General features: G+C 67.1%; 21 protein-coding genes. 9 read left to right on the top strand and 12 right to left on the bottom strand.

Going from position 1 to position 22,347, the window contains the following annotated elements:
• Nucleotides 1-21 precede the first annotated feature (21 nt).
• Both C4S71_RS16925 and C4S71_RS16920 read right to left on the bottom strand, forming a co-directional pair.
• Nucleotides 22-1,050 (bottom strand): aspartate carbamoyltransferase, encoded by a 1,029-nt coding sequence (locus C4S71_RS16925; protein ID WP_086510656.1) that lies wholly within the window; start codon nucleotides 1,048-1,050, stop codon nucleotides 22-24.
• A gap of 85 nt (nucleotides 1,051-1,135) precedes the next feature.
• Nucleotides 1,136-1,813, bottom strand: coding sequence for an IclR family transcriptional regulator (locus C4S71_RS16920; protein ID WP_103969955.1), 678 nt, complete (start codon nucleotides 1,811-1,813; stop codon nucleotides 1,136-1,138).
• Between the two features lie 223 nt (nucleotides 1,814-2,036).
• Here C4S71_RS16920 and C4S71_RS16915 point away from each other — a divergent pair, with 223 nt between their 5' ends.
• The 5 genes from C4S71_RS16915 (at nucleotide 2,037) to C4S71_RS16895 (ending at nucleotide 8,609) form a co-directional block, all read left to right on the top strand.
• Complete coding sequence (locus tag C4S71_RS16915; protein ID WP_086510654.1) at nucleotides 2,037-4,382, top strand: cytochrome P450/oxidoreductase; 2,346 nt, start codon at nucleotides 2,037-2,039, stop codon at nucleotides 4,380-4,382.
• A gap of 74 nt (nucleotides 4,383-4,456) precedes the next feature.
• Entirely contained in the window at nucleotides 4,457-5,512 is a 1,056-nt protein-coding gene (locus C4S71_RS16910; protein WP_103969973.1) for a TRAP transporter substrate-binding protein, read from the top strand.
• 162 nt (nucleotides 5,513-5,674) lie between these two features.
• A complete protein-coding gene (locus C4S71_RS16905; protein WP_103969954.1) occupies nucleotides 5,675-6,100 on the top strand; it encodes a hypothetical protein in 426 nt (141 codons plus the stop codon).
• A gap of 233 nt (nucleotides 6,101-6,333) precedes the next feature.
• Nucleotides 6,334-8,019, top strand: coding sequence for a methyl-accepting chemotaxis protein (locus C4S71_RS22950; RefSeq protein WP_103969953.1), 1,686 nt, complete (start codon nucleotides 6,334-6,336; stop codon nucleotides 8,017-8,019).
• Between the two features lie 143 nt (nucleotides 8,020-8,162).
• Nucleotides 8,163-8,609, top strand: coding sequence for a hypothetical protein (locus C4S71_RS16895; RefSeq protein WP_103969952.1), 447 nt, complete (start codon nucleotides 8,163-8,165; stop codon nucleotides 8,607-8,609).
• 26 nt (nucleotides 8,610-8,635) lie between these two features.
• Here C4S71_RS16895 and C4S71_RS16890 read toward each other — a convergent pair whose 3' ends face one another.
• A complete protein-coding gene (locus tag C4S71_RS16890; RefSeq protein WP_086509190.1) occupies nucleotides 8,636-8,989 on the bottom strand; it encodes a MerR family transcriptional regulator in 354 nt (117 codons plus the stop codon).
• Between the two features lie 95 nt (nucleotides 8,990-9,084).
• Between C4S71_RS16890 and C4S71_RS16885 the strand changes: the two genes are divergently transcribed.
• Nucleotides 9,085-9,990, top strand: a complete 906-nt coding sequence (locus C4S71_RS16885) for an alpha/beta hydrolase family protein (RefSeq protein WP_103969951.1) — start codon at nucleotides 9,085-9,087, stop codon at nucleotides 9,988-9,990.
• A 20-nt stretch (nucleotides 9,991-10,010) separates the two neighbouring features.
• Here C4S71_RS16885 and C4S71_RS16880 read toward each other — a convergent pair whose 3' ends face one another.
• Nucleotides 10,011-11,441 carry an aminotransferase-like domain-containing protein gene (locus C4S71_RS16880; protein ID WP_103969950.1) on the bottom strand — a complete coding sequence of 477 codons (1,431 nt, stop codon included), beginning with the start codon at nucleotides 11,439-11,441 and terminating at the stop codon, nucleotides 10,011-10,013.
• A gap of 165 nt (nucleotides 11,442-11,606) precedes the next feature.
• Here C4S71_RS16880 and C4S71_RS16875 point away from each other — a divergent pair, with 165 nt between their 5' ends.
• Nucleotides 11,607-11,771, top strand: a complete 165-nt coding sequence (locus tag C4S71_RS16875; RefSeq protein WP_103969949.1) for a DUF1127 domain-containing protein — start codon at nucleotides 11,607-11,609, stop codon at nucleotides 11,769-11,771.
• Nucleotides 11,772-11,851: 80 nt separating this feature from the next.
• On the top strand, nucleotides 11,852-12,247 hold the full coding sequence (locus C4S71_RS16870) for a SpoIIAA family protein (protein ID WP_086509186.1): 396 nt from the start codon (nucleotides 11,852-11,854) through the stop codon (nucleotides 12,245-12,247).
• Here the strand turns inward: C4S71_RS16870 and C4S71_RS16865 are convergent.
• The 8 genes from C4S71_RS16865 to C4S71_RS16830 form a co-directional block, all read right to left on the bottom strand.
• Nucleotides 12,242-13,453, bottom strand: coding sequence for an MFS transporter (locus C4S71_RS16865; RefSeq protein WP_103969948.1), 1,212 nt, complete (start codon nucleotides 13,451-13,453; stop codon nucleotides 12,242-12,244). The genes C4S71_RS16870 and C4S71_RS16865 overlap by 6 nt on opposite strands.
• On the bottom strand, nucleotides 13,450-14,673 hold the full coding sequence (locus C4S71_RS16860) for a multidrug effflux MFS transporter (RefSeq protein WP_103969947.1): 1,224 nt from the start codon (nucleotides 14,671-14,673) through the stop codon (nucleotides 13,450-13,452). Before C4S71_RS16860 ends, C4S71_RS16865 begins: the two co-directional genes overlap by 4 nt.
• Before the next feature lie 155 nt (nucleotides 14,674-14,828).
• Nucleotides 14,829-15,473, bottom strand: coding sequence for a maleylacetoacetate isomerase (gene maiA, locus C4S71_RS16855; protein ID WP_086509183.1), 645 nt, complete (start codon nucleotides 15,471-15,473; stop codon nucleotides 14,829-14,831).
• A 20-nt stretch (nucleotides 15,474-15,493) separates the two neighbouring features.
• Nucleotides 15,494-16,513: a fumarylacetoacetate hydrolase family protein gene (locus C4S71_RS16850; RefSeq protein ID WP_103969946.1), complete on the bottom strand. Its 1,020-nt coding sequence runs from the start codon at nucleotides 16,511-16,513 to the stop codon at nucleotides 15,494-15,496.
• A 72-nt stretch (nucleotides 16,514-16,585) separates the two neighbouring features.
• Nucleotides 16,586-17,896, bottom strand: a complete 1,311-nt coding sequence (gene hmgA, locus C4S71_RS16845) for a homogentisate 1,2-dioxygenase (RefSeq protein ID WP_103969945.1) — start codon at nucleotides 17,894-17,896, stop codon at nucleotides 16,586-16,588.
• Nucleotides 17,897-17,913: 17 nt separating this feature from the next.
• The gene (locus C4S71_RS16840) at nucleotides 17,914-18,156 is read right to left on the bottom strand and encodes a DUF2783 domain-containing protein (RefSeq protein ID WP_103969944.1); all 243 of its coding nucleotides are present in this window, start codon (nucleotides 18,154-18,156) and stop codon (nucleotides 17,914-17,916) included.
• Nucleotides 18,143-19,864, bottom strand: a complete 1,722-nt coding sequence (locus C4S71_RS16835; protein ID WP_103969943.1) for an FAD-dependent oxidoreductase — start codon at nucleotides 19,862-19,864, stop codon at nucleotides 18,143-18,145. The genes C4S71_RS16840 and C4S71_RS16835 overlap by 14 nt, the downstream gene beginning before the upstream one ends.
• 78 nt (nucleotides 19,865-19,942) lie before the next feature.
• A complete protein-coding gene (locus C4S71_RS16830) occupies nucleotides 19,943-20,911 on the bottom strand; it encodes an MBL fold metallo-hydrolase (RefSeq protein WP_086509178.1) in 969 nt (322 codons plus the stop codon).
• Between the two features lie 375 nt (nucleotides 20,912-21,286).
• On the opposite strand from C4S71_RS16830, the gene C4S71_RS16825 reads away from it, so the two are divergent.
• Nucleotides 21,287-22,342: a TRAP transporter substrate-binding protein gene (locus C4S71_RS16825; protein ID WP_103969942.1), complete on the top strand. Its 1,056-nt coding sequence runs from the start codon at nucleotides 21,287-21,289 to the stop codon at nucleotides 22,340-22,342.
• Nucleotides 22,343-22,347 lie beyond the last annotated feature (5 nt).

Below are 22,347 nucleotides of genomic sequence, written 5' to 3'. Positions count from 1 at the left end.
CCAGCGTTGGTTGCAGCATCGTCAGAGTGCGCTGTCGTCCACTCCCACCCGCTCGGGCACGAACCAGCGTACCGGACGCAGGTCCTTCTCGATCAGCTCGTCCACCTGCAGCAGGGTGGCGAAGATCGCCATGCGCACCGGGATGCCGTTGTCGGTCTGGCGGAAGATTGCCAGGCGCGGGTCGCCGTTGAGATCCACGTCGAGGTCGTTGGCCTCCGGTCGGCTGTCGCGCGGCAGCGGGTGCATGACGATGGTGTCGCGGCCGCAGCGCTTGTCCATGAAGGCACGGTCGACGGTGAAGTCCCGCGACAGGCTGAAGCCCTCGCTCATCTCGGCGGTGAAGCGCTCCTTCTGGATGCGCGTGGTGTAGACCACGTCCACGTCCGCGTAGTCGTCGGCCAGGCTGGTGCGCTGCTCGATGCGGTGGCCGCGGGAGGCGACCAGGTCGATGAGGTAATCGGGCATCTCCAGTCCCGGCGGCGCCACCAAGGTGATGCGCATGGGGTCGTAGAGCGACAGCAGCTTGATCAGCGAGTGCACGGTACGCCCGTACTTGAGGTCGCCGGTGAGCAGCACGTGGGCACCGGCCAGCTTCTTGCCCAGCCGGGTGAACTCCTTGTCGATGGTGTAGAAGTCGAGCAGCGCCTGGCTGGGGTGCTCGCCGGGGCCGTCGCCGCCGTTGATCACCGGCACGTGGGTGGCGGCGGCGAACTCGGCCACCGAGCCCTGGTCGGGGTGGCGCATGACGATGGCGTCGCAGTAGCCGCTCATCACCCGGCTGGTGTCGTAGAGCGACTCGCCCTTGGCCATGGAGGAGAAGGTGAAGCCGGTGGTGTCGCACACGCTGCCGCCCAGGCGACAGAAGGCGGTGTGGAAGCTGACCCGGGTACGGGTGCTGGCCTCGAAGAACAGGTTGCCGAGCACGGCGCCCTCCAGCACCCGGGTGACCTGGCGGCGCTGGGCGATGGGTTCCATGCGGGCGGCGACATGCATCAGGTGGTTGACGCTATCGCGGGTCAGGGAATCGACGGAGAGCAGGTGGCGACTCATCGAGGGCCTCGAAGGTGGCGGCGGAGGATGGTCCGTAGTGTAACGCTACCGGAGCCGGGCTTCACGGGCCGCGACGGCGTGCCGCTCAGCGACCGAGCAGCTCGGCCAGCTGGTGGGCGTGAGCCTTCACTTCGCGTATGGCCCGTTCGGTGTCGAGATCGTCCATCGCCACCACGCCCACGCAGGCCTCCACCCCGGGGCGGAACTGCGGCGTGGCCACGGGGCTGGCCACTCCCACTGCGCCGAGTTGCAGCTGGCCGCGGGTCAGGCTGTAGCCGTCGCTGCGGGCCTGACGCACCGCCTCGCTGTCGTCTGCGCGCGGCGGGCGTCCGGCCAGAATGGCGATACCCGCTGCCCCCAGCGACAGCGGATGGCGGCTGCCGACCCGGTAGCCCACCCGCAGCAGCCCCTCGTCGGGCTCCGCCACCAGGATCACCACGCACTCCTCGCCCTGGGCCACCGAGACGAAAGCGGTGGCCCGGGTGGCCTTGGCCAGCGCCTGCAGCAGCGGTTGGGCCACCGCGCGCAGCTGCGGCTCGAAGCGTGCCGCCAGCAGGGAAATACCCGCCCCCAGGCGCAGCGGACCCTCGGTGGAGCGTGCCACCAGCCCGTGCTGTTCCAGGGTGGTGACGATGCGATAGGCGATGGCGCGATGCACGTCGAGCCGCTCGGCCAGCTCGGCAACGCTGATGCCCTCGGCATGCTCGGCGACGATCTCGAGCGCGCGCAGGCCGCGATCCAGGGTTTGCAACGTAGTGGCCATCGAACGACGTCCCTCGGTGGATGGTGGCAGAGCATGGTAGCGCAGCCGGCGGGGATTGACGCCCCCACACAAACTGCCTATGTTTCCTCGTGTGTTCGTTAAACGATATCAAGTGTGCGATAAAAGTAAAACATGAATGGCAAAGCGCCGCCATGCATGCCAGCAATGACTTCGAACACAGCAATGACTTCGAACGACTCGGATGACAGCCTGGGGAGGCCTGATGACATCAGCAACACAGCGGACCACCAACGGTGCAGGCGGCTGCCCCTTCCACGCCGCCGCTGAATCGCCGATGGCGCCCAACGGCTGCCCCGTGTCAGCGCAGGCGGCGGCCTTCGATCCCTTCGACTCGCCCTACCAGCTCGACCCCGCCGAGGCGCTGCGCTGGTCGCGCGAGCAGGAGCCGGTGTTCTACAGCCCCAGGCTCGGCTATTGGGTGGTGAGCCGCTATGCCGACATCAAGACGATCTTCCGCGACAACCTCACCTTCTCGCCGTCGATCGCGCTGGAGAAGATCACCCCGGCCAGCCGCGAGGCCCAGGCGGTGCTGGAGCGCTACGACTACGGCATGAACCGTACCCTGGTGAATGAGGACGAGCCGGCCCACATGGCGCGGCGCCGCGAGCTGCTGGAGGCCTTCACTCCCGAGGCGCTGGAAGCCCATGCGCCGATGGTGCGCCGTCTGGTGCGCGAGAAGCTCGATGCCATCGTCGAGCGCGGCCGCGCCGACCTGGTGGCCGAGATGTTCTGGGAGGTGCCGCTCACCGTGGCGCTGCACTTCCTCGGCGTGCCCGAGGAGGACATGGAGCAGCTGCGCCGCTTCTCGGTGGCCCACACGCTCAACACCTGGGGCCGCCCCTCGCCGGAGCAGCAGGTCGAGGTGGCCGAGGGGGTCGGCAAGTTCTGGCAGTACTCCGGGCAGGTACTCAAGAAGATGCAGGAGCAGCCGCATGGCCACGGCTGGATGTACGACATGATCGAGAAGAACCGGCAGAAGCCGGATGTCGTCACCGACAATTACCTGCACTCGATGATGATGGCGATCATCGTCGCCGCCCACGAGACCACGGCGCTGGCCACCGCCAACGCCTTCCGCCAGCTGCTCTCGCGCCCCGCGGTGTGGGCCGAGCTGTGCGCCAATCCCGAGCTGATTCCCGCCGCGGCCGAGGAGTGCCTGCGCCACTCCGGTTCGGTGGTGGCCTGGCGGCGCATCGCCACTCGCGAGGTGGAAGTGGGCGGCGTGACCATCCCCGAGGGCGGCAAGATCCTGATGGTCACCGCCTCGGCCAACCACGACCCGGCCCACTTCGAGAACCCCGACGAGCTCGACATCTACCGCGACAACGCCGTCGACCACCTCACCTTCGGCTACGGCAGCCACCAGTGCATGGGCAAGAACCTGGGGCGCATGGAGATGCGCATCTTCCTCGAGGAGTTCACCCGGCGCCTGCCGCACCTCGAGCTCGAGGAGCAGGAGTTCACCTTCCTGCCCAACACCTCGTTTCGCGGTCCCGAGGCGCTGTGGGTGCGCTGGGACCCGGCGCAGAACCCGGAGCGCCGCGACCCGGCGGTACGCAGTGCCCAGCGCGACTTTCCCGTCGGCGCCCCGGAGGCACGCACCATCGTGCGCCGCGTCCGCGTGACCCGCGCCGAGCCCGAGGCCGAAGGGGTGCTCGGCGTGACCCTGGCCGATCCGGCCGGGCGTGACCTGCCCGCCTGGACGTCGGGCTCGCACCTCGACGTGGTGCTGCCCGGCGGCGAGGCGCGCAAGTACTCGCTGTGCGGCCCGCCGACATCGGGTGACTGGCAGATCGCGGTGCTGCGCGAAGAAGCCGGTCGCGGCGGCTCGCGCTGGGTCCACGACACGGTGCGCGAGGGGCTCGAGCTGCGCGTGCGCGGGCCCAAGAACCACTTCCGCCTCGACGAGACGGCCGAGCGCTACGTGCTGATCGCCGGCGGTATCGGTATCACCCCGATCATCGCCATGGCCGACCGCCTCAAGCGGCTGGGCAAGCCCTTCGAACTGCACTATGCCGGTCGCGCGCGCGCCAGCATGGCCTTCGTCGAGCGGCTCGAGCGCGACCACGGTGAAGCGCTGCGGCTCTACCCCAAGGATGAGGGCGCACGGCTCGATCTCGCCTCGCTGCTTGCCGAGCCTGATGCAGGCACGCTGCTCTACGCCTGCGGCCCCGAGCGCCTGCTCGCCGCGCTGGAGGCCGGCACCGCCCACTGGCCGCAAGGCAGCCTGCACGTGGAGCATTTCACCGCCGAAGGCGCGCTGCTGGATCCGCAGAACGAGCATGCCTTCGAAGTCGAGCTCGCCGACTCCGAGCTGGTGGTCGAGGTGGCGGCGGACCGCACCCTGCTGCAGACGCTGCGCGCCGCCGGTGTCGACGTGCCCAGCGACTGCGAAGAGGGGCTGTGTGGCTCCTGCCAGGTCGAAGTGATCGAGGGCGAAATCGATCATCGCGACAAGGTGCTCACCGCCGCCGAGCGTGCCGGCCAGGATCGGCTGATGAGCTGTTGCTCACGTGCCAAGGGCAAGAAACTGGTGCTGGCCCTCTAATCCCAACACAACCAACAACACGCAAGACCTACGCCAACCCTGACAACCGGGACTCACGAGGAACGACAATGAAAATGCACAAGCTCGCGACACTGACCACGCTTACCGCGCTCTCCCTGGGGGCCTTCCACAGCGCCGCGGCCACCGAACTCACGGTGAGTACCTGGGCGGGCCCCAACCACGGCGTCAACACCATCGTCTGGCCGACCTGGGCCAGTTGGGTCGAGGAGGCCACCGAAGGGCGAGTGAGCGTCAACGTGGTACACGACATGGGCCCGCCCAACGCCCAGATGGAGCTGATCGCCGATGGTGTGGCCGACGTCACCTGGCTGTTTCACGGCCTGATGCCGGGGCGCTTCGAGCTGACCAAGCTGCCCGAGTTGCCCACCTTCGAGGACTTCTCCTCGGAGGCCGCCTCGGTGGCCTACTGGCGCACCCACAACGAGTACTTCGCCGGCGCCGGTGAGCATCGCGGGGTCGAAGTGATCGGCGTGGGCGTGCACGGTCCAGGGTCGCTGTTCCTCAACCAGTCCATCGACAGCCTCGACGATCTGCGTGGCAAGCGGGTGCGTATCGGCGGCGGGGTGATGGGCGATATCTCCAGTGCGCTGGCGCTGACGGGCGTGGCGCTGCCGCCGGCCAGCACCTACGAGGCGGCCACCCAAGGCGTGATCGACGGTGCCATGCTCACGCTCGAGGGCCTCAGGAGCTTCCGCCTGGCCGAGGTGCTGCCCTACACGGTACAGATGCCGGGCGGCTTCTATCGCGGCAGCTTCTCGCTGGTGATGAACCCCGACACCTGGGCCTCGCTCTCCGAAGAAGACCGTGAGGCAATCGAGAGCGTCTCCGGCGAGAAGCTCTCACGCCTGTTCGGCTACATGATGGACGTGGTCGACGTGCGCGGCATCGAGTTCGCCGAGCAGCGCGGCAACACCTTCGTCGAGCTGCCCGCCGAGGAGATCGAGCGCTTCCAGCAGATGGCCGCCGAGCTGCCCGGCGAGTGGATGGAAGCGGCCGGCGCCAAGGGCATCGATGGCCAGGCCGCCCATGCCTACTTCTTCGAGCAGCTCGATGCCGCTCAGGGAGAAGAGGGGCTCTCCGCCGACGAGGTGATCGACCCCGAAGCCTGAGCTCACGTCACCTCTCCATTCTGCGAGCGCGGCCCCGGCCGCGCTCGCTGCGTTATGGGATATTCGTCTTAAGTTTCAAATGAAACTATTTTGATCCCGGTCAATGCTGCCAGAGGGGCGAGGGCCGATACTGAGGCAAACATACCCTTGGGGAGAAGCATCATGAGCAAGACACCGCAAACCTCCTGGTGGAACCGCCTCTGCGAAGGCAGCTATCGCGCTTCCACGCGGCGCCTGGTCCGCGAGATCGAGGCGGAATCGCCCGGCGTCTACAGCGAAATGCTGCAGGATCTGAACACTCCTCTGGAGCCCGCCTTCGAGCGTGAAGTCGCCAGACATCTCGACCGTGGCGGCTATCGTGCCTTCGTGCCCGCCGATACCCTGATGCCGGCCATGCTCGCACGCTTCGGTATCGAGCAGGTGACGGCCACCGAGCATGTCAGCTACCCCAGCCTGCGCGGCAACTGCAACGCCTGCCCGGTGGCCGGCTACTGCTGGGGCGCCATGCGCCGCGACGCCGGGGTCGACGAGTGCCGCGCCTTCTGCCCCAATGCGGCAGCCTTCGAAAGGCTGGCCGAGATGGCGTGATGGGCAGCGCCCATGAATGGGATACCGCACGTGCGCTGTTTTCCATTCCTTGAAGCCGAGTGCCCCATGCGCCTCGCTGCGTTGAGCGCCTTGGAATTAGCGTTGATCCGAAGCCCGCTGAGTGTCATGGCGAGGATTACAGTGAAGGAGCAGGGCGGTGACTCGTTGTCGCTCGGGCAGCGAAGCGAGTAGAGGTCCGCACCGCCCATAACGCCTACGGCGCTTGGAAAGGGGTGAGGCACACGCTCAAAAAGATCAGGATCTCGCATCAACTGACGATACTCGTCGCCATTCTGCTGGCTGCCATGGTCGGCATCGGGGGTTTCGGGCTTCACGGCAAGAGCACGACACTGGATAGCCTGAAGTCGGTCTACGAGGACAGGGTGATTCCGCTACGGCAACTCTCGCAGATAGCCGATCAGTACGCGGTCAACATTGTCGATGCCTCGCACAAGGTGGCCAACGGCAACATCAGTTGGGAAGAGGGGCAGCGCAGCGTGGCGATGGCCCGCCAGGACATCGCCGAGACTTGGGCAGCCTACCTGGGAACCTACCTGGTCGAGGCGGAGCTCAGAATCATTGCGCAAACGCGACCTCGTCTGGAATTGGCCGATGCTGCCGTGGCCCGTTTGCAGCAGATCCTGCAGCAGGAGGATGTTGCCGCGCTCAGAGCCTTCATCGTCGATGAACTCTACCAGACGATCGATCCGGTAACCGATGCCTTCGGCGAGCTGATGGAGGTTCAGCTCGACGTGGCGGAGGCGGAATACGTCAGCGGTACCGAGCTCTATGATTTCATGCAGATCGTCTTCCTTGCCACCATGGCGGGGGCGCTCTTGCTGGGTATTTTCCTGGCCTGGTACATCATTTCCGGTATCAGCCGAAGCCTTGGCGCCGAGCCGGCTTACGTGGCCGAGATCGCCAATCATGTCGCCAATCAGAACCTCGCTCTGGAGATCAGGACACGCCCCGGCGACAGCCATAGCGTGCTGTTCGCCATGAAGCGCATGGTGGAGCAGCTTTCCAGCATCATCACCGAGGTGCGCGAGAGCAGCGCTTCCATCCATCTCGGCACGCGTGAGATTGCGGCCGGGAATACGGATCTTTCCACCCGGACCGAGCAGCAGGCGGCCGCATTGGAACAGACCGCTTCGAGCATGGAGGAGCTGACTGCGACTGTGAAACAGAACGCCGACAACTCCCGGCAGGCGAGTGGCCTGGCGCGGGATGCTTCGTCCACCGCCGAGCGCGGCGGCGAAGTGGTGAACCGCGTGGTCGAAACCATGCATGGCATCGCGGGGAGCTCGAGCAAGATCGCGGATATCACCGGCGTGATCGACTCGATCGCCTTCCAGACCAATATCCTGGCACTCAATGCGTCCGTCGAGGCCGCCCGGGCGGGCGAGCAGGGCCGCGGCTTCGCCGTGGTGGCGGGAGAGGTGCGTCATCTGGCCAGCCGCAGTGCCGATGCGGCCCGGGAGATCAAGGCCCTGATCGAGAGTTCGGTGGTGCAGGTGCAGGCGGGCTCCGCCCTGGTGGAGCAGGCGGGGGCGACCATGCAGGAAGTCGTGTCCGCCGTGCGCCGCGTCACCGACATCATGGACGAGATCTCGGCGGCATCGCAGGAGCAGAGCGACGGCATCGAGCAGGTCACCACGGCGGTCGGCCAGATGGATCAGGTAACCCAGCAGAACGCGGCCCTGGTGCAGGAAGCATCAGCGGCGGCGGCCTCCCTTGAGGAGCAGGCCAATCGGCTGGAACAGGCCGTGGCGGTATTCAGGATCAGCGGGCAGAGAGCGCAACGACAGCCGGCGAGCGCTGCTGCCATGGCCCCGGCTGCATCACTGCCGACGGCCGCTTTGCCGCGCCCGCAGAGCACGAAGCGTCACCAGGGCGAAGCCGAATGGGAGGCGTTTTGAGGCGAGGCGGGGGCACCGCTCACTGATGTTGCAAAAGGGGCATCAGTGAGCAATGGCTCACTTCATTGGCCATGGCTTGAGCGGGGTCAAGGCGAGATTCGGCAGAGGCGCTACGGTAAGAATTGTCATAGAGGAGCGCCTCGATGAGTAAACCTCGACCTCCGCAAAAGCGCCCGCCACCCCCAGGTGGAGAGGCGCAGCTGCACGACTATCTCGAAGGCGAGCGTGCCCTGCTCGAACTGCGCTGCTGCAAGCCGAAGGCGCTGAGCGCGCTGATCCATGACCTGGCACACCCCATGAGCCCCTCGCTGGAGCAGGCCATCGCCCGCTGTCTGGCCGGCAGGGAGCTGGAAGGCTTCGCCCCTGCGGAAACCCTGCTGCCGGTGATGATGCGACGCTTCGGCCTCGACCCCGTCGCCTGCGGCCGCGACCCGGACATTCATTCCCTGCGCACCGTGTGCAGCGCCTGCCCCAAGGTGGCGGGGTGCTGGCTGGCGCTGCGCCATGACGCCTCGTTGGAAGAGTGCACGAGCTTCTGCCCCAATGCCGAGACGTTCGTTGGCTGGGTCACGCGGCGGCCAGCAGACTGAGCCATGCGCAAGCGCTTCCGCATGGCTCAGACAGCAGCGGCAGCCAGTCGTGCCAGCAGATCGTCGATCATGCCGATCTTGGCTTCGGCCTCACGTATCTGGGCCTGAAACGCCTCGCGCTTCTTTCTCAGGCGGGTTTCCAGCTCGTCGCAGAAGGGGGGCTCGGGGTGAAAGCGCGGCATCGCTTCGCGAATCTCGTCGAGGCTGAATTCCAGTTCGCGGGCTCGCCTCACGAAGCGCAGCTCCGCCAGGGTCAGCTCGGTGTAGTCGCGATAGCCGTTGTCGCGTCGCGACGGGGGCGTGATCAGGCCACGCCTTTCGTAGAAGCGGATGGTGTCACGGCCAAGCCCGCTGGCTTTTTCCAGCTCGCCGATCAGCATACGGAAACTCCTTGACTGTGGAGTTGGCTCCACACCTTACCATGGTTCGAGAGGCCCGCACGGCGGCAGTTCCGACATGGTGAGGAGACAACGAGATGGCACCCCAGCTCGAGGAGCGACAGCTACAGGCCAGCGACGGCGTGACCATTGCCGCCCGCTTCGTCACCCCGGCGAATCCCACGGCGGCGGTACTGATCGCCCCGGCCATGGGCGTGTCCCAGCGCTTCTATGCCCCGCTGGCACAGTGGCTGGCAGGGCAAGGGATGGCCGTGGCCACCTTCGATTATCGCGGTATGGGAGCGTCGCGGCCGGCGCGGTTGAGCGGTTTTCCGGCCACCATCATGGACTGGGCCCAGCTCGATGCGTCGGCCGTGCTCGGGGCGCTGGAGCATCAGGCGCCGGGGCTGCCGTGCTACTGGATCGGCCACAGCCTGGGCGGGCAGATACTGCCGCTGGTGGCGGGGCACGAGCGGCTCGAACGCATCGTCACCGTGGCCTGCGGCAGCGGCTACTGGCGTGAGAACGCGCCGGCACTGAAGCGGCGCGTGTGGCTGTTCTGGTTCGGTGCCGTGCCGCTGCTCACGCCGTTGCTGGGCTATTTTCCCGGCAAGCGGCTCAACATGGTCGGCGACCTGCCCCGCGGCGTGGTCGAGCAGTGGCGGCGCTGGTGCCTGCATCCGGAGTATGCGGTGGGGGTGGAGCCCGGCGTGCGTGAACGCTTCGCCGCCGTGCGTACGCCGGTGGTGTCGCTCTCCTTCAGCGACGACGACTTCATGTCGGCGCGTAACACCGAGTCGTTGCATGGCTTCTACGCCAACGCGCCCTGTACCTTGCTGCGTATCCAGCCCCGGGAGGCGGGCCTGTCCCGTATCGGCCACTTCGGCTTCTTCCGCCCGGAGCATGAGCAGACCCTGTGGCAGCGTTATCTGTTGCCGGCACTACGAGGCAGCGAGGCGCAGCTGACGACGACGGCAAGGACGAACAGCGGTCCCGCGTCCTAGGCATTTGGTACAAGGCTCGGTCAGGCCGATACTTCCTGCTCCAGCAGCGCCGCCACCGCTTCGCCGACGCGCTTGATGCCGGCCTCGACGGTGGGCGTCATCGCCGCGGCATAGTTCAGCCGCAGGCAGTGGCGAAACTTCCCCGAGGCGGAGAACAGCGAGCCCGGGGTGATGTGCAGGCCCTCGTTCGCCAGCTGCTCCTTGAGGCGCACGCAGTCGATGTCGCCCGGTAGCTCCAGCCACAGCAGAAAACCGCCCTGGGGGAAGCTGACCCCGGTACCTGCCGGAAAGTAGCGCGTGACCCAGTCGATCATGATGTCGCGGTGGCGGCGGTACTGGCGCAGCATCTCGCGCAGGTGGCGCTCGTAATGGCCGTGCTCGACGAACTCGGCCACGGCGAGCTGCGGCAGTGTGGCCGAGGCACCGGTGGAGACGTACTTCATGTGCAGGGCCTGGTCGCGATAGCGTCCCGGCGCCATCCAGCCGACCCGCAGCCCCGGCACCAGCGTCTTGGAGAAGGCACTGCACAGCAGCACCCGGCCGTCGTCGTCGAAGCTCTTGAGCGTGCGTGGCCGCGGCGCCTCGAAGGAGAGATCGCCGTAGATGTCGTCCTCGACGATGGCCACGTCGAAGCGCTGGGCCAGGGCGACCAGGGCGCGCTTGCGCGCCTCGGGCATGGTATAGCCGAGCGGATTGTTGCAGGTGGGTGTGATCTGGATCGCCTTGATCGGCCACTGCTCGAGTGCCAGTTCCAGCGCCTCCAGACTGATGCCCGTACGCGGGTCGGTGGGGATCTCCAGCGCCTTGAGCTTCTGCGCCTTGAGAATCTGCATGGTGCCGTAGAAGCTCGGCGAATCCACCGCCACCACGTCGCCGGGTTCGGTCAGGATGCGCAGGGCCAGCGAGAGCGCTTCCTGGCAGCCGGTGGTGATCAGCACGTCGTCGGGGTGCAGCAGGCAGCCCGATTTGGCGGCCAGCCGCACGACCTGGCGGCGCAGTGCGAGGCTGCCCTGCAGGCTGTCATAATTGAGGCCGTGGGCCGCCACGTGGCGGTGCAGCGTCCCCAACTGACGCTGCAAAGGGCGCAGGCTGGCGGCAGCGAGGTCGGGAATGCCGCGCCCCAGCATCAGCAGACGGTCCTCATCGGGAGAGCGGGCTACCAGCTCCAGCACCTGGTCCCACTGGGAAACGTCGAGTGGGCGTTGGGCTGGGCGCGACACCTTCGGTAGCAGGCTCGGGGTCGGCCGGGGCAGCACATAGTAGCCCGAGCGCGGGCGTGCCTCCGCCAGGCCGGCCTCCTCGAGGCGACGGTAGGCCTCCTGCACGGTGGAGACGCTGACCCCCAGCTCGCCGCACAGCATACGTACGGAGGGCAGCCGATCGCCTACGCGGTACTGGCCCTGCTCGATGCGCCGGGTCAGGGTCTGCGCTACCTGGTCGTAACGTTTCATGACAGATTCCACTAGCCTTGTTTCTTCCGGTACAGAAGGCGTTTGGAGGGACGATACAGAAAGAGAATAGCTCTATCTGTACTGCAAAACTATTTCAATGGTGAATCTGTATTGATTTTTCTCTCGGCCATAGCCTGTCAGAACCCACCGACAGGAGATGCCGCCATGACTCTCTCACGCTTCGTTCATCTCTCCCGCTGGCTCAGGAGCCGGCAGCAGCGCCACCGTACCCGCTACGACCTGCGCCACCTCGACGACCACCTGCTGGCCGACATCGGCCTCGACCGGGCCACGGTCGAGCGTGAGGTGCGCAAGCCATTCTGGCGCTGATATCGGCAGCAGGGAACCGCCGCCGGAGGCGACTATCCTAAAGACAAGACCTGAGTCCGGCAGCCAAGGAGGAGCCCGCCATGATCGAGACATTGCCCGCCCCGGAATACGTCGCGGCGTTCCGCATATCCGGCACGCTGCACAGCAAGGACTATGACATCCTGATTCCCGCCATCGAGTCGAAACTCGAGCACAACGAGCAGATCGGCGTGCTGGCCGATATGACCGAGTTCGACCACATGACCCCTGGCGCCCTGCTGCGCGATCTCTCCTATGCCCTGAGCAAGCTGGGTGAGTACCACCGTTTCAAGCGTGCCGCGGTGATCGCCGACAAGCGCTGGATCGAGACCACTACCAAGCTGGCCGACAAGCTGTTTCCACACACCGAGATGCGTGTGTTCCATCACGGCGAGCTGGAAGAGGCCATGCGTTGGGTCGCCGGCTTTCGCAGCGATTTGATGCGCGGCAGGCTATGAGGCCGCAGTGGCAGCGGCCCGTTCGCCGTGCCATTGACGCAGCAGCCAGGCGAAGATGAGCCCCAGGGCCAGCAACCATACGCCGGCGCCGGCCAGCAGCCACAGGCTGTCGGCCAGGCGCAGCACCAGCCCGCCGAGGCTGACCCCCACCGACTGGCCGAGGAACAGACAGCCGGCGAATACCGCCATGGCGGTGCCGCGCATGGCGGGAGCCATCTGGGTGGCGTTGATCTGCAGCGTGCTGTGCATCATGTAGAAACCCAGCCCGGCGGCGAAGGCGCTGGCAGTGGCCAGGGCCGGGCCTGGCGCCAGCGCCAGGCCGACGAAGCCGAGCCCCATCAGCACGCCGCCGCCCGCCGCCAGGCCCGGCTCGCCCAGGCGGGCGACCAGCGGCCTGGCCAGGGCGGCGAAGATCAGCCCGCCCACGCCGAACAGCGCCACCATCAGCCCGGCCTGGGTCAGTGAGACCTCCAGCCGGGCATAGAGGTGGCTGGCAACGAAGGCCAGCGCACCGAAGGCGGCGATGCCCTCGAGGAATACCAGCGCCAGGATGCGTCGGGCGCGGGAAATCAGCAGTACCTCGCGGATGCGCGAGAAGAAGGCGATGCGACCCTGCTCGGCCTTGGGTGGCGACAGCGCCGGCTGGCGGTGCAGGGTCGTGAGCAGCAGCCCGCCGGCGCCGAGGAACAGCAGCGTGAGCAGCACGAAGGCCGCCTGCCAGCCCAGCGTGTCGGCCAGGAAGCCGCCCGCCACCTGCCCCGAGATCAGCCCCAGCACCGCGCCGGAAAGCATGTGCGCCAGGGTCACCTGGCGCTGTTCGTAGGGCACGTTGTCGCCCACCCAGGCCATGGAGAGCGGGATGATGGCGGCGGCGGTGGCGCCGTTCAGGGTGCGGAACAGCAGCAGCATCGAGAGCGACTCGGAGAGCGCCGAGCCCAGCGCACCCACGGCGCAGGCCAGGGTGGCCAGGCCGATCACCCGCAGAGTGCCGTGGCGATCGCCCAGCGGGCCATAGGCGAGCTGCATGATGCCGTAGGCAATGGCGAACAGGGTGATGTTCTGCGCCACGTCGGCCACCGGTCGGGAGAAGGCCTGGGACAGCGCCGGCAGCATGGCATCGGTGACCCGCATCGAAGCCATGCTGGCAAAGCCCGCCAGGGCCAGCAGCAGGATGACGAGACGGCTGGGGGGCGAGGCAGCACTCATGGCTTGCCCCCTTCGGCCTGCTCCACCCTCATGGCCCGCTCGGCGGGCAGCACCAGCCCCAGGAAACTGGCCACGGCCATCAGGCCGCCCAGCGCCACCACGATGGCCATGGTGCGTGAGGTACCGTCGTGCAACTGGGCCACGGCACTGCCGATCGCGGCGGCGATGCTCATCTGCAGGAAGCCGAACAGCGACGAGGCCGAGCCGGCGCAGTGGGGGTTGGGCGCCAGGGCGCCGGTCATCGATTGCGGCATCAAGATGCCCATGCCGACCATGAACAGCACGTGCGGGCCGACCACCGCCCAGGCGGCATACACCCCGAAGAGCGCCAGGATCAGCATGAAGCTGCCGCCCAGCGCACAGATCAGGCTGGCCAGACCGACCAGCCGCTCGCGGCCCAGCCGGTGGCTATAGCGGCCGCTGAGCAGGGTGCCGACGAAGAAGCCGGCCACGATCAGGGTGAAGAACAGCCCGTACTGGAACGGCGAGACGCCGAGGAAGTCGATCAGCACGAACGACGACCCCGAGAGATAGGCGAACAGCCCCGAGAAGGCCGCCGCGTTGGTCAGGGTATAGCCCATGAAGGTGCGCTGGCCGAGCAGCATGCGGAAATTGGCCACGATGACCTTGGGGTGGATCGACTGACGCCGCTCCGGCGGCAGCGGCTCAGGCAGCGCCAGGATCAGCAGCGGCAGCATGGCGGCGGCGTAGAGTGCCAGCAGCACGAACACCGACTCCCAGCCCCACAGCAGCAGCAGACCGGCACCTACGATGGGCGCCACCGCCGGGGCCAGCGACATGGTGCTGGCCATGTAGGAGAGAATGCGTCCGGCCTCGAGGGGGCCGTAGATGTCGCGTACCGCCGCCCGCCCCAGCACCGGTCCGGTAGCGCCGCCCAGCGCCTGCAGGAAGCGCCCGGCCAGCAGCCATTCTATGCTGGGGGCGAAGGCGCACAGCAGGCTCGCCACCAGGAACAGACTGAAGCCGAAGATCATCACCGGCTTGCGCCCGAAGCGGTCGGAGAAGGGGCCGCAGAACAGCTGGGCGGCGGCGAAGCCGGCCATGTACAGGCTTAGGGTCAGCTGCACCTGATCGGGCCCGGTATCGAGCGCTTCGGCCATGGCCGGCATGGCCGGCAGATACATGTCGGTGGCCAGTGGGCCCAGCGCGGTCAGGGCCGCCAAGGTGATCACCGTGGCAGGGGACTTCAGCCTCAGCACATTGACCTCATTCTCGAAGGGCGTCTCGAAGGGCGCTCGGGGGCGAAAGACAACGACCGACGGGCGCCGCTTCTCCCGCTCCGGCTCGGAACAGGGAGGGGCGGCGCCCGCCAGTCGTTAGCTTGCTTAATATAGCCTAATTAGCGCGGCGTTGCTCAACCTGCATCCGGCTGTGCCCCCGGAGCGGCCTTGGCGAAGGCTTCCATCGCGCGGCAGCGCTCGGCGATGCGGCGGATCGTCGGATACGCCGAGAGGTCGCACTCGAAGCGCTCGGCATTGAATACCTGCGGCACCAGGCAGACATCCGCCAGGCTCGGGCTGTCGCCGTGGCAGAACGCGCCGGTGGCGGCCTCGCCCGAAAGCCTCGCTTCCAGCGCGGTGAAACCCTCGGCGATCCAGTGGCGGTACCAGGCCAGCTTGGCCGCTTCGTCCAGCTTCAGCTCGTGCACCAGGTACTTGAGCACCTTGAGGTTGTTGAGCGGGTGGATCTCGCAGGCCACCAGCTGGGCCAGCGAGCGCACCCGGGCGCGGCCCGCGGGGTCCCCCGGCAGCAGCGCCGGCTCGGGGTGGCGCTCTTCCAGGTACTCGCAGATCGCCAGCGACTGGGTCAGCCGGGTGCCGTCGTCGGTCTCGAGCACCGGCACCAGCCCCTGGGGGTTGCGGGCCAGGTTCTCCTCAGCCCGCTGCTCGCCCTTGACCAGATTGACCGCCACCTGCTCGTACGCCAGCCCCTTGAGATTGAGCGCGATACGCACCCGATACGCCGCCGAGGAGCGGAAATAGCCATATAGCGTGGTCATGCGTGGCTCCTTGTGTCGCGTCACTTCGGCTGGTACTTGACCACCTGCTGGTCGATGGCGCCGAAGATGCTGTTGCCGGCACGGTCGAACATCTCGATACGCACCCGGTCGCCGAAGCGCAGGAAGGGCGTCTTGGCCGCGCCGTGCAGGATCTGCTCCACCATGCGCACCTCGGCCAGGCAGCTGTAGCCCACGCCGCCGTCGACGATCGGCTTGCCGGGGCCGCCGTCGGGGTCGGGGTTGGAGACGGTGCCAGAGCCGATGATGGCGCCTGCGCCCAGGTAGCGGGTGCGGGCGGCATGGGCGACCAGCTCGGGGAAACCGAAGATCATGTCGGGGCCGGCCTCCGGCTCGCCGAACTTCTCGCCGTTGAGATGCACGGTCAGCGGCAGATGGACCTTGCCACCCTGCCAAGCATCGCCCAGCTCGTCGGGAGTGACGCAGATCGGCGAGAAGCTCGAGGCCGGCTTGGCCTGGAAGAAGCCGAAGCCCTTGGCCAGCTCGCCGGGAATCAGCCCGCGCAGGCTGACGTCGTTGACCAGCATGATCAGCTTGATGTGGCCGGCGGCCTGTTCCGGCGTGACCGCCATGGGCACGTCGTCGGTGATCACCGCGATCTCGCCCTCGAAGTCGATGCCGTGCTCCTCGCTGACCGCCTCGATCTCCTCGGTGGGGGCGAGAAACTTGTCGCCGCCGCCCTGGTACATCAGCGGGTCGTTCCAGAAGCTCTCCGGCAGCTCGGCGCCGCGGGCCTGGCGCACCAGCTTGACGTGGTTGAGATAGGCGGAGCCGTCGGCCCAGTGATAGCTGCGCGGCAGCGGCGAGTGCAACTGGCCCTGATCCAGGCTGAAGGCGCCCTCGGCGCTGCCGTCGTTGAGCTCGGCGTAGCGCGCCTCCAGCCTGGGGCTGACGGCGTCCCAGTTCTCGAGCGCCTGCTGCAGGGTGGCGGCGATGTCGGTGGCGGAAACCGCGCGGGTGAGGTCGCGGGAGACCACCAGCAGTTTGCCGTCGCGGCCGTTTTTCAAAGTGGCGAGTTTCATCTTGGCTCAATCCTTTCGTCAGGGGCGGAGCTCGTCGGCTCCGTCCGGTTCAGCGTTTCGTCTCTCGGCCTTCTAAGGCTGCCTGGGATCGAAGTGCGAGCGCAGCGTCGACCACACGTCGACGTAGTCGCGCTGGCGGATGTCCGCGTTCAGCGCCGCTTCGGTCGGGTGGTAGACGTAGCGGCTCTCGAACATGAAGGCCAGGGTCGCATCCAGGCGCTGCGGTGTCAGCTCGGCGTTGGAGGCCTTCTCGAAGGTCTCGGCATCGGGGCCGTGGGGCGACATGCAGTTGTGCAGGCTGGCGCCGCCGGGCAGGAAGCCCTCGGCCTTGGCGTCGTACTCGCCGTGGATCAGGCCCATGAACTCGCTCATCAGGTTGCGATGGAAGTAGGGCGGGCGGAAGGTGTTCTCGGCCACCATCCAGCGCGGCGGGAAGATCACGAAGTCGATGTTGGCCATGCCCGGGGTGTCGGAGGGTGAGGTCAGCACGGTGAAGATCGAGGGGTCGGGGTGATCGAAGCTCACCGTGTTGATGGTGTTGAACTTGGCCAGGTCGTACTTGTAGGGCGCGTAGTTGCCGTGCCAGGCCACCACGTCGAGCGGCGAATGGCCGAGCTTGGTCACCCAGAAGCGGCCGGAGAACTTGGCCACCAGCTCGAAGTCGCCCTCGATGTCCTCGAAGGCGGCCACCGGGCTCTCGAAGTCGCGCGGGTTGGCCAGGCCGTTGGCGCCGATGGGGCCGAGGCCGGGCAACTCCAGGGGGCTGCCGTAGTTCTCGCAGACGTAGCCGCGGGCGGCGTCAGAGCCCTCGGCCAGGCGCACCTGGAACTTCATGCCGCGGGGAATCACCGCGATCTCGCCGCCCTTGACCTCGAGCTCGCCGAGTTCGGTGCGCAGGCGCAGGGTGCCCTGCTGCGGCACGATCAACAGCTCGCCGTCAGCGTCGTAGAAGAAGCGCTCGGTCATGTCGCGGTTGAAGGCATAGACGTGCACGCCGCAGCCGGCCTGGGTGCCGGCATCGCCGTTGACGGCAATCGTCAGCAGGCCGTCGACGAAGTCGGTGGGCTCGGCGGGAATCGGCAGCGGATCCCAGCGCATCTGGTTGGGGTCGGCGGCGGGCCTGGCCAGCGGCGAGGTGGCTACCCGGCCGTTCTCCAGCGGCGTATAGGCGCTCTGCACCACCGAGGGGCGGATGCGGTAGAGCCAGCTGCGCAGGTTGGCGTGGCGCGGCGCGGTGAAGGCCGAGCCGGTGAGCTGCTCGGCGTAGAGGCCGTAGGCGCACTTCTGCGGCGAGTTCTGCCCGCTCGGCAGCGCGCCGGGCAGCGCCTCGCTGGCGAAGTGGTTGCGAAAACCGCTCTGGTACTCGAGCGTCTGGGTCGTCATGTTGGGGGTCCTCTGTTTCAACGTCCTGTCGAATCTTTTGCTGACTCAAGCCGTTCGCTTGGCTGTGTCGTGGCCTGGCCGGCGATGGCCAGCGCCTCCTCGAGCACCTGCTGGTCGCCGATGTGGTTGGCCAGCAGCAGGATCAGCCGGGCATTGATGCGCTCGCTCTCGGCCTCGCTGCGCTCGCGATGCAGCTCGGTCAGCGCGGCATAGAAGGCGTCCGGGTCGGTGAAGTTGGGGTTGAGCTCAAGCCGTGGCATGGGTGCCTCCCTGAACGGTGGAAGGAGCGAGATAGGCGCCCAGGGCGCGGTCCATCGCCTCGCCGACCGCGGCCGCCGTGACGGTGTGCCAGCGGGCGGTGACGTGCTGGTCGGGGCGGATCAGGTAGGCGATGCCGGCGCCGAGGCCGTAGCGCTCGCCGATCAGGTTCTCCACGTCCTCGACCTGGCGGCTGCGCGGCAGCTCGGTCAGGGCGTGGGGCGCGGGGCCGACGACCAGCAGGTCGAGGTCGGCCCGCTCCTCGAGCAGCGGGGCGAGTTCGGCCCTGAGGGCTTCGGCCCGGGCGCTGTCGACACGACCATCGAGCAGCAGCACGAAGCGCTCGCCGAGCTGGTTGAGCAGCCAGGCGCGGCGGCCGGCCAGGCCGATCGGCGCGTCCTTGGCCGGGCTGCCGGGGCGCAGCTCGAGGGGCAGGCCCTCGGCCTCATGGCCGTTGAGCGGCGAGCCGTCGTAGCGGCATGGCATGGAGAGGCGACCGCTGTTGACCAGACGGCGGGCGAAGGGGTAGTGCTCGGCCAGCTCCAGCACGCTGTCGCGGAACAGGCGGCTCACGCGACTCTTGGGGGTGATGAAGTCGGTGGCCCGCGTCGAGTTCAAGATGTTCTCGGCGGCGCCGTGCTGGCGCTCGTCGTCGTAGGTGGCGAGCAGCGCTTCCGGGGCCTGGCCCTTGAGCACCCGGGCCAGCTTCCAGGCCAGGTTCTCGGTGCTCTGCAGCGCGCCGTTGGCGCCTCGGGCTCCGAAGGGGGATACCTGATGGGCGGCGTCGCCCATGAAGAACACCCGCCGGTGGATGTAGCTGTCCATCTTGCGGCAGCGGAAGGTGTAGACGCTGGCCCACTCCAGCTCGAACTCCACGTCTGCGCCGAGCATCGCCTGCACGCGGGGGCGGATGTTCTCCTCCTTCTTCTCCTCTTCCGGGTCGGCATCCCAGCCGAGCTGGAAGTCGATGCGCCAGACGTTGTCCGGCTGACGGTGCAGCAGCACCGACTGGTTGGGGTGGAAGGGCGGGTCGAACCAGAACCAGCGTTCGGTGGGGAAGTCGGCCTTCATGATCACGTCGGCGATCAGGAAGCGGTCCTGGAACACCTGGCCCTTGCTCTCCAGGCCCAGCATGTCGCGAATCTTGCTGTTGGCGCCGTCGGCCACCAGCAGGTAGTCGCAGGCGAGGCGGTAGTTGCCGTCCTCGGTGCTGACCAGCACCTCGCTGCGCTCGGCCTGGCTGTCCACTGCGGTGACCTTGTGCAGCCAGCGCAGGTCGATCAGCTCGTTGAGCTCATTGGCACGATCGACCAGGTACTCCTCGAAGTAGTACTGCTGCAGGTTGATGAAGGCGGGCATGCGGTGGCCCGCTTCCGGCAGCAGGTCGAAGTCGTAGACCTCACGCGCTTGGAAGAACACCCGGCCGCGCTGCCAGGTCACGCCCTTGTCGACCATTGGCTGGGCGCAGCCCAGGCGGTCGAGGATCTCCAGGGTGCGCTTGGCGAAGCAGATCGCCCGCGAGCCGACGCTGACGGTGTTATTGTCGTCGAGCACCACGCTGGCGATGCCCTGCTGGGCCAGGTCGATGGCCATGGCCAGGCCGGTGGGTCCGGCGCCGACGATCACCACCGGGCAGTGGCGCACGTCGGTGCGGTCGAGCTCCGGTGGGCGCCGGTACGGATAGACGGGATTGTTGTAGGTCGTTGGCATCGTGCTCCCCTCGGCACCTGCCGCCGGGTGGCGTCCCGGCGGCAGGTCTGTTCCGGGACGTCCCGGGGTATCGTGTCGTTACTGGTTCTCGACCACTTCCTGCAGCGAGTGCCACATGGCGGTGTCGCGCTCGGCGGTCCAGATGCGTGGGTCGGGATATTCGCCGCCGGCCTCGTCATAGCAGCGGGTGATGTCGAACGGCAGACAGTGGTCGAAGATCACCCAGTGGCCGTACTTCGGCTTGAGCTTGGCGTAGGTCTCGGCGTAGCACTCGGAGAGCGACTTGCCGGCGGCCTTGCCCGCCTTGACGCTGCCGTACATGTCGGCGAGGAAGTCGCGGGTGCCCTGGATCGCCTCCTGGCACTGCTCGGGGGTGGTGAGCGCCTCGCCGCGCCCCGGTACCAGCTTCTGCGGGGCCATCGCCTGCAGGCGGTCGAGGGTGGTGGGCCAGTCCTCGTGATAGGCGTCGCCGGTGTAGGGGGTGGCGCCGTACTCGACCAGGTCGCCGGAGAACATCACCTTCTCCTCGGGCAGCCAGACGATGGTGTCGCCCTTGGTGTGGCCGCGACCGAGGTGGATGATGCGTACTTCGCGCTTGCCCATGAACACCGTGAGCTCCTGCTGGAACACGATGTTGGGCCAGGTCAGGCCGGGCACCGAGTCGACGCCCTTGAACAGGCGCGGAAAGCGGCCGACCTCTGACTCGTAGTCCTGCTGGCCGCGCTCGACGATCAGGTCGTAGGTGTGCTGGCTGGCATAGATGTTCTCGGCACCGTAGGCCGAGGCGCCGAGCACGCGCACGGCGTGGTAGTGGCTCATCACCACGTGCTTGATCGGCAGGTCGGTGACCTCGCGAATCCGACGGATCACGTCCTGGGCCATGATCGGCGTGGCCTGGGTGTCGATCACCATCACGCTGTCGTCGCCGATCACCACGCCGGTGTTGGGGTCGCCCTCGGCGGTATAGGCGTACAGGCCCTCGGCCAGTTGGGTGAAGCTGACCTGCTTCTCTTCGGTATCGGCGTGGGAAGCGAACTTCTTGCTCATGGTTCCTCCAGGGTCGTCAGGGTCGTCACGTAGGCCGTGTCCCGCCCACCAGTGGTGCCGGAATGTCGTTCAGCATAGTTTTGTTTGAAACTATATGTCCAGCAAATCACGGACCAATCCCTAAATCAAGCGGCGGGAAAATGGCCGGAATTTGCCTTGGATCATGGGTTTAACGTTTTTTTGCGACCTAAGTCTAATAACGAATCGTTGCAAAATTAGTTGCACAGGAAATTAACTAGCGGCAAGGTGAGGCTGACAAAACATAGGCTGCGTTGCCCCCGGCGAGTGCACCCGAAGGCAGCGACGCTCGCATTACAACAACACAAAGCCATCACGTGGCGCGAGTGCGCCACCCGTGACGACCAGGAGCACACAATGAAAATCACCAACCGCCTCATGATCGGCGCCGTCGCGGCGCTCGGGTTCAGCCTCGGCACGCCTGCGCTGGCCCAGACCACCATCACCGTCAGCACCTGGGGCGGCCCCAACCACGGCGTCAACACCATCGTCTGGCCGACCTGGAAAGCCTGGATCGAGGACGCCACCGAAGGCCGCGTGACCGTCGAAGTGGTGCACGACATGGGCCCGCCGGCGGCGCAGATGGAGATCGTCGCCGACGGTATCGCCGATGCCAGCTGGATCTTCCACGCCCACATGGCCGGCCGCTTCCTGGCCACCCAACTGCCGGAATTCCCCACTTTCGAGGAGTTCTCCTCCGAGGATGCCGCCGCGGCCTACTGGCACACGCATCAGGAATATCTGGCCCAGGCGGGCGAGCATCGCGGCGTCGACGTGCTGGCCATGGGCGTGCACGGGCCGGGGCAGATCTTCACCCGCGACCAGATCGGCTCCATCGACGACCTGGCGGGCAAGCGCCTGCGGGTCGGCGGCGGGGTGATGAGCGGGCTGGCCGACGCCATGCGCGTGACCGGCGTGGCGCTGCCGCCCACCGGCGTCTACGAAGCCGCCTCCCAGGGCGTGGTCGACGGCGCCATGCTGACCCTGGAGAGCCTGCGCAGCTTCCGTGTGGCCGAAGTGGCGCCGCACACCCTGACCGTCGATGGCGGCTTCTATCGCGGCAGCTTCGCCATCGTCATGAATCCGATGTTCTGGGATCAGGTCTCGCCCGAAGATCGCGAGGCGATCGAGGCCGTTTCCGGTGAGCACCTGTCGCGGCTGTTCGGCTACATGATGGACGTTTCCGACGAGAGCGGGGTCGAGTTCGGCCAGGAGCGCGGCGCCACCTTCACCCAGGCGCCCGAAGCGGATATCGAGCGGCTGCGCGGTGTGACCGAGCAGCTGATCGCCGAGTGGTCGAATGCCGTGGCGGATCGCGGCGTCGATGCCGAGGCGGCCCTGGCGCACTTCCGCGAGCAACTGGCCCTGGCGGCCGAGAGTGAAGGTATCGCCGAGCGCGTCGTGCGCCAGTAACCCGC

Source organism: Billgrantia desiderata (assembly GCF_900108215.1).
Taxonomy (GTDB): domain Bacteria; phylum Pseudomonadota; class Gammaproteobacteria; order Pseudomonadales; family Halomonadaceae; genus Halomonas; species Halomonas desiderata.
Note: the sequence above shows the minus strand (reverse complement) of the source record. Positions and strands in the feature narration are given on the sequence as shown.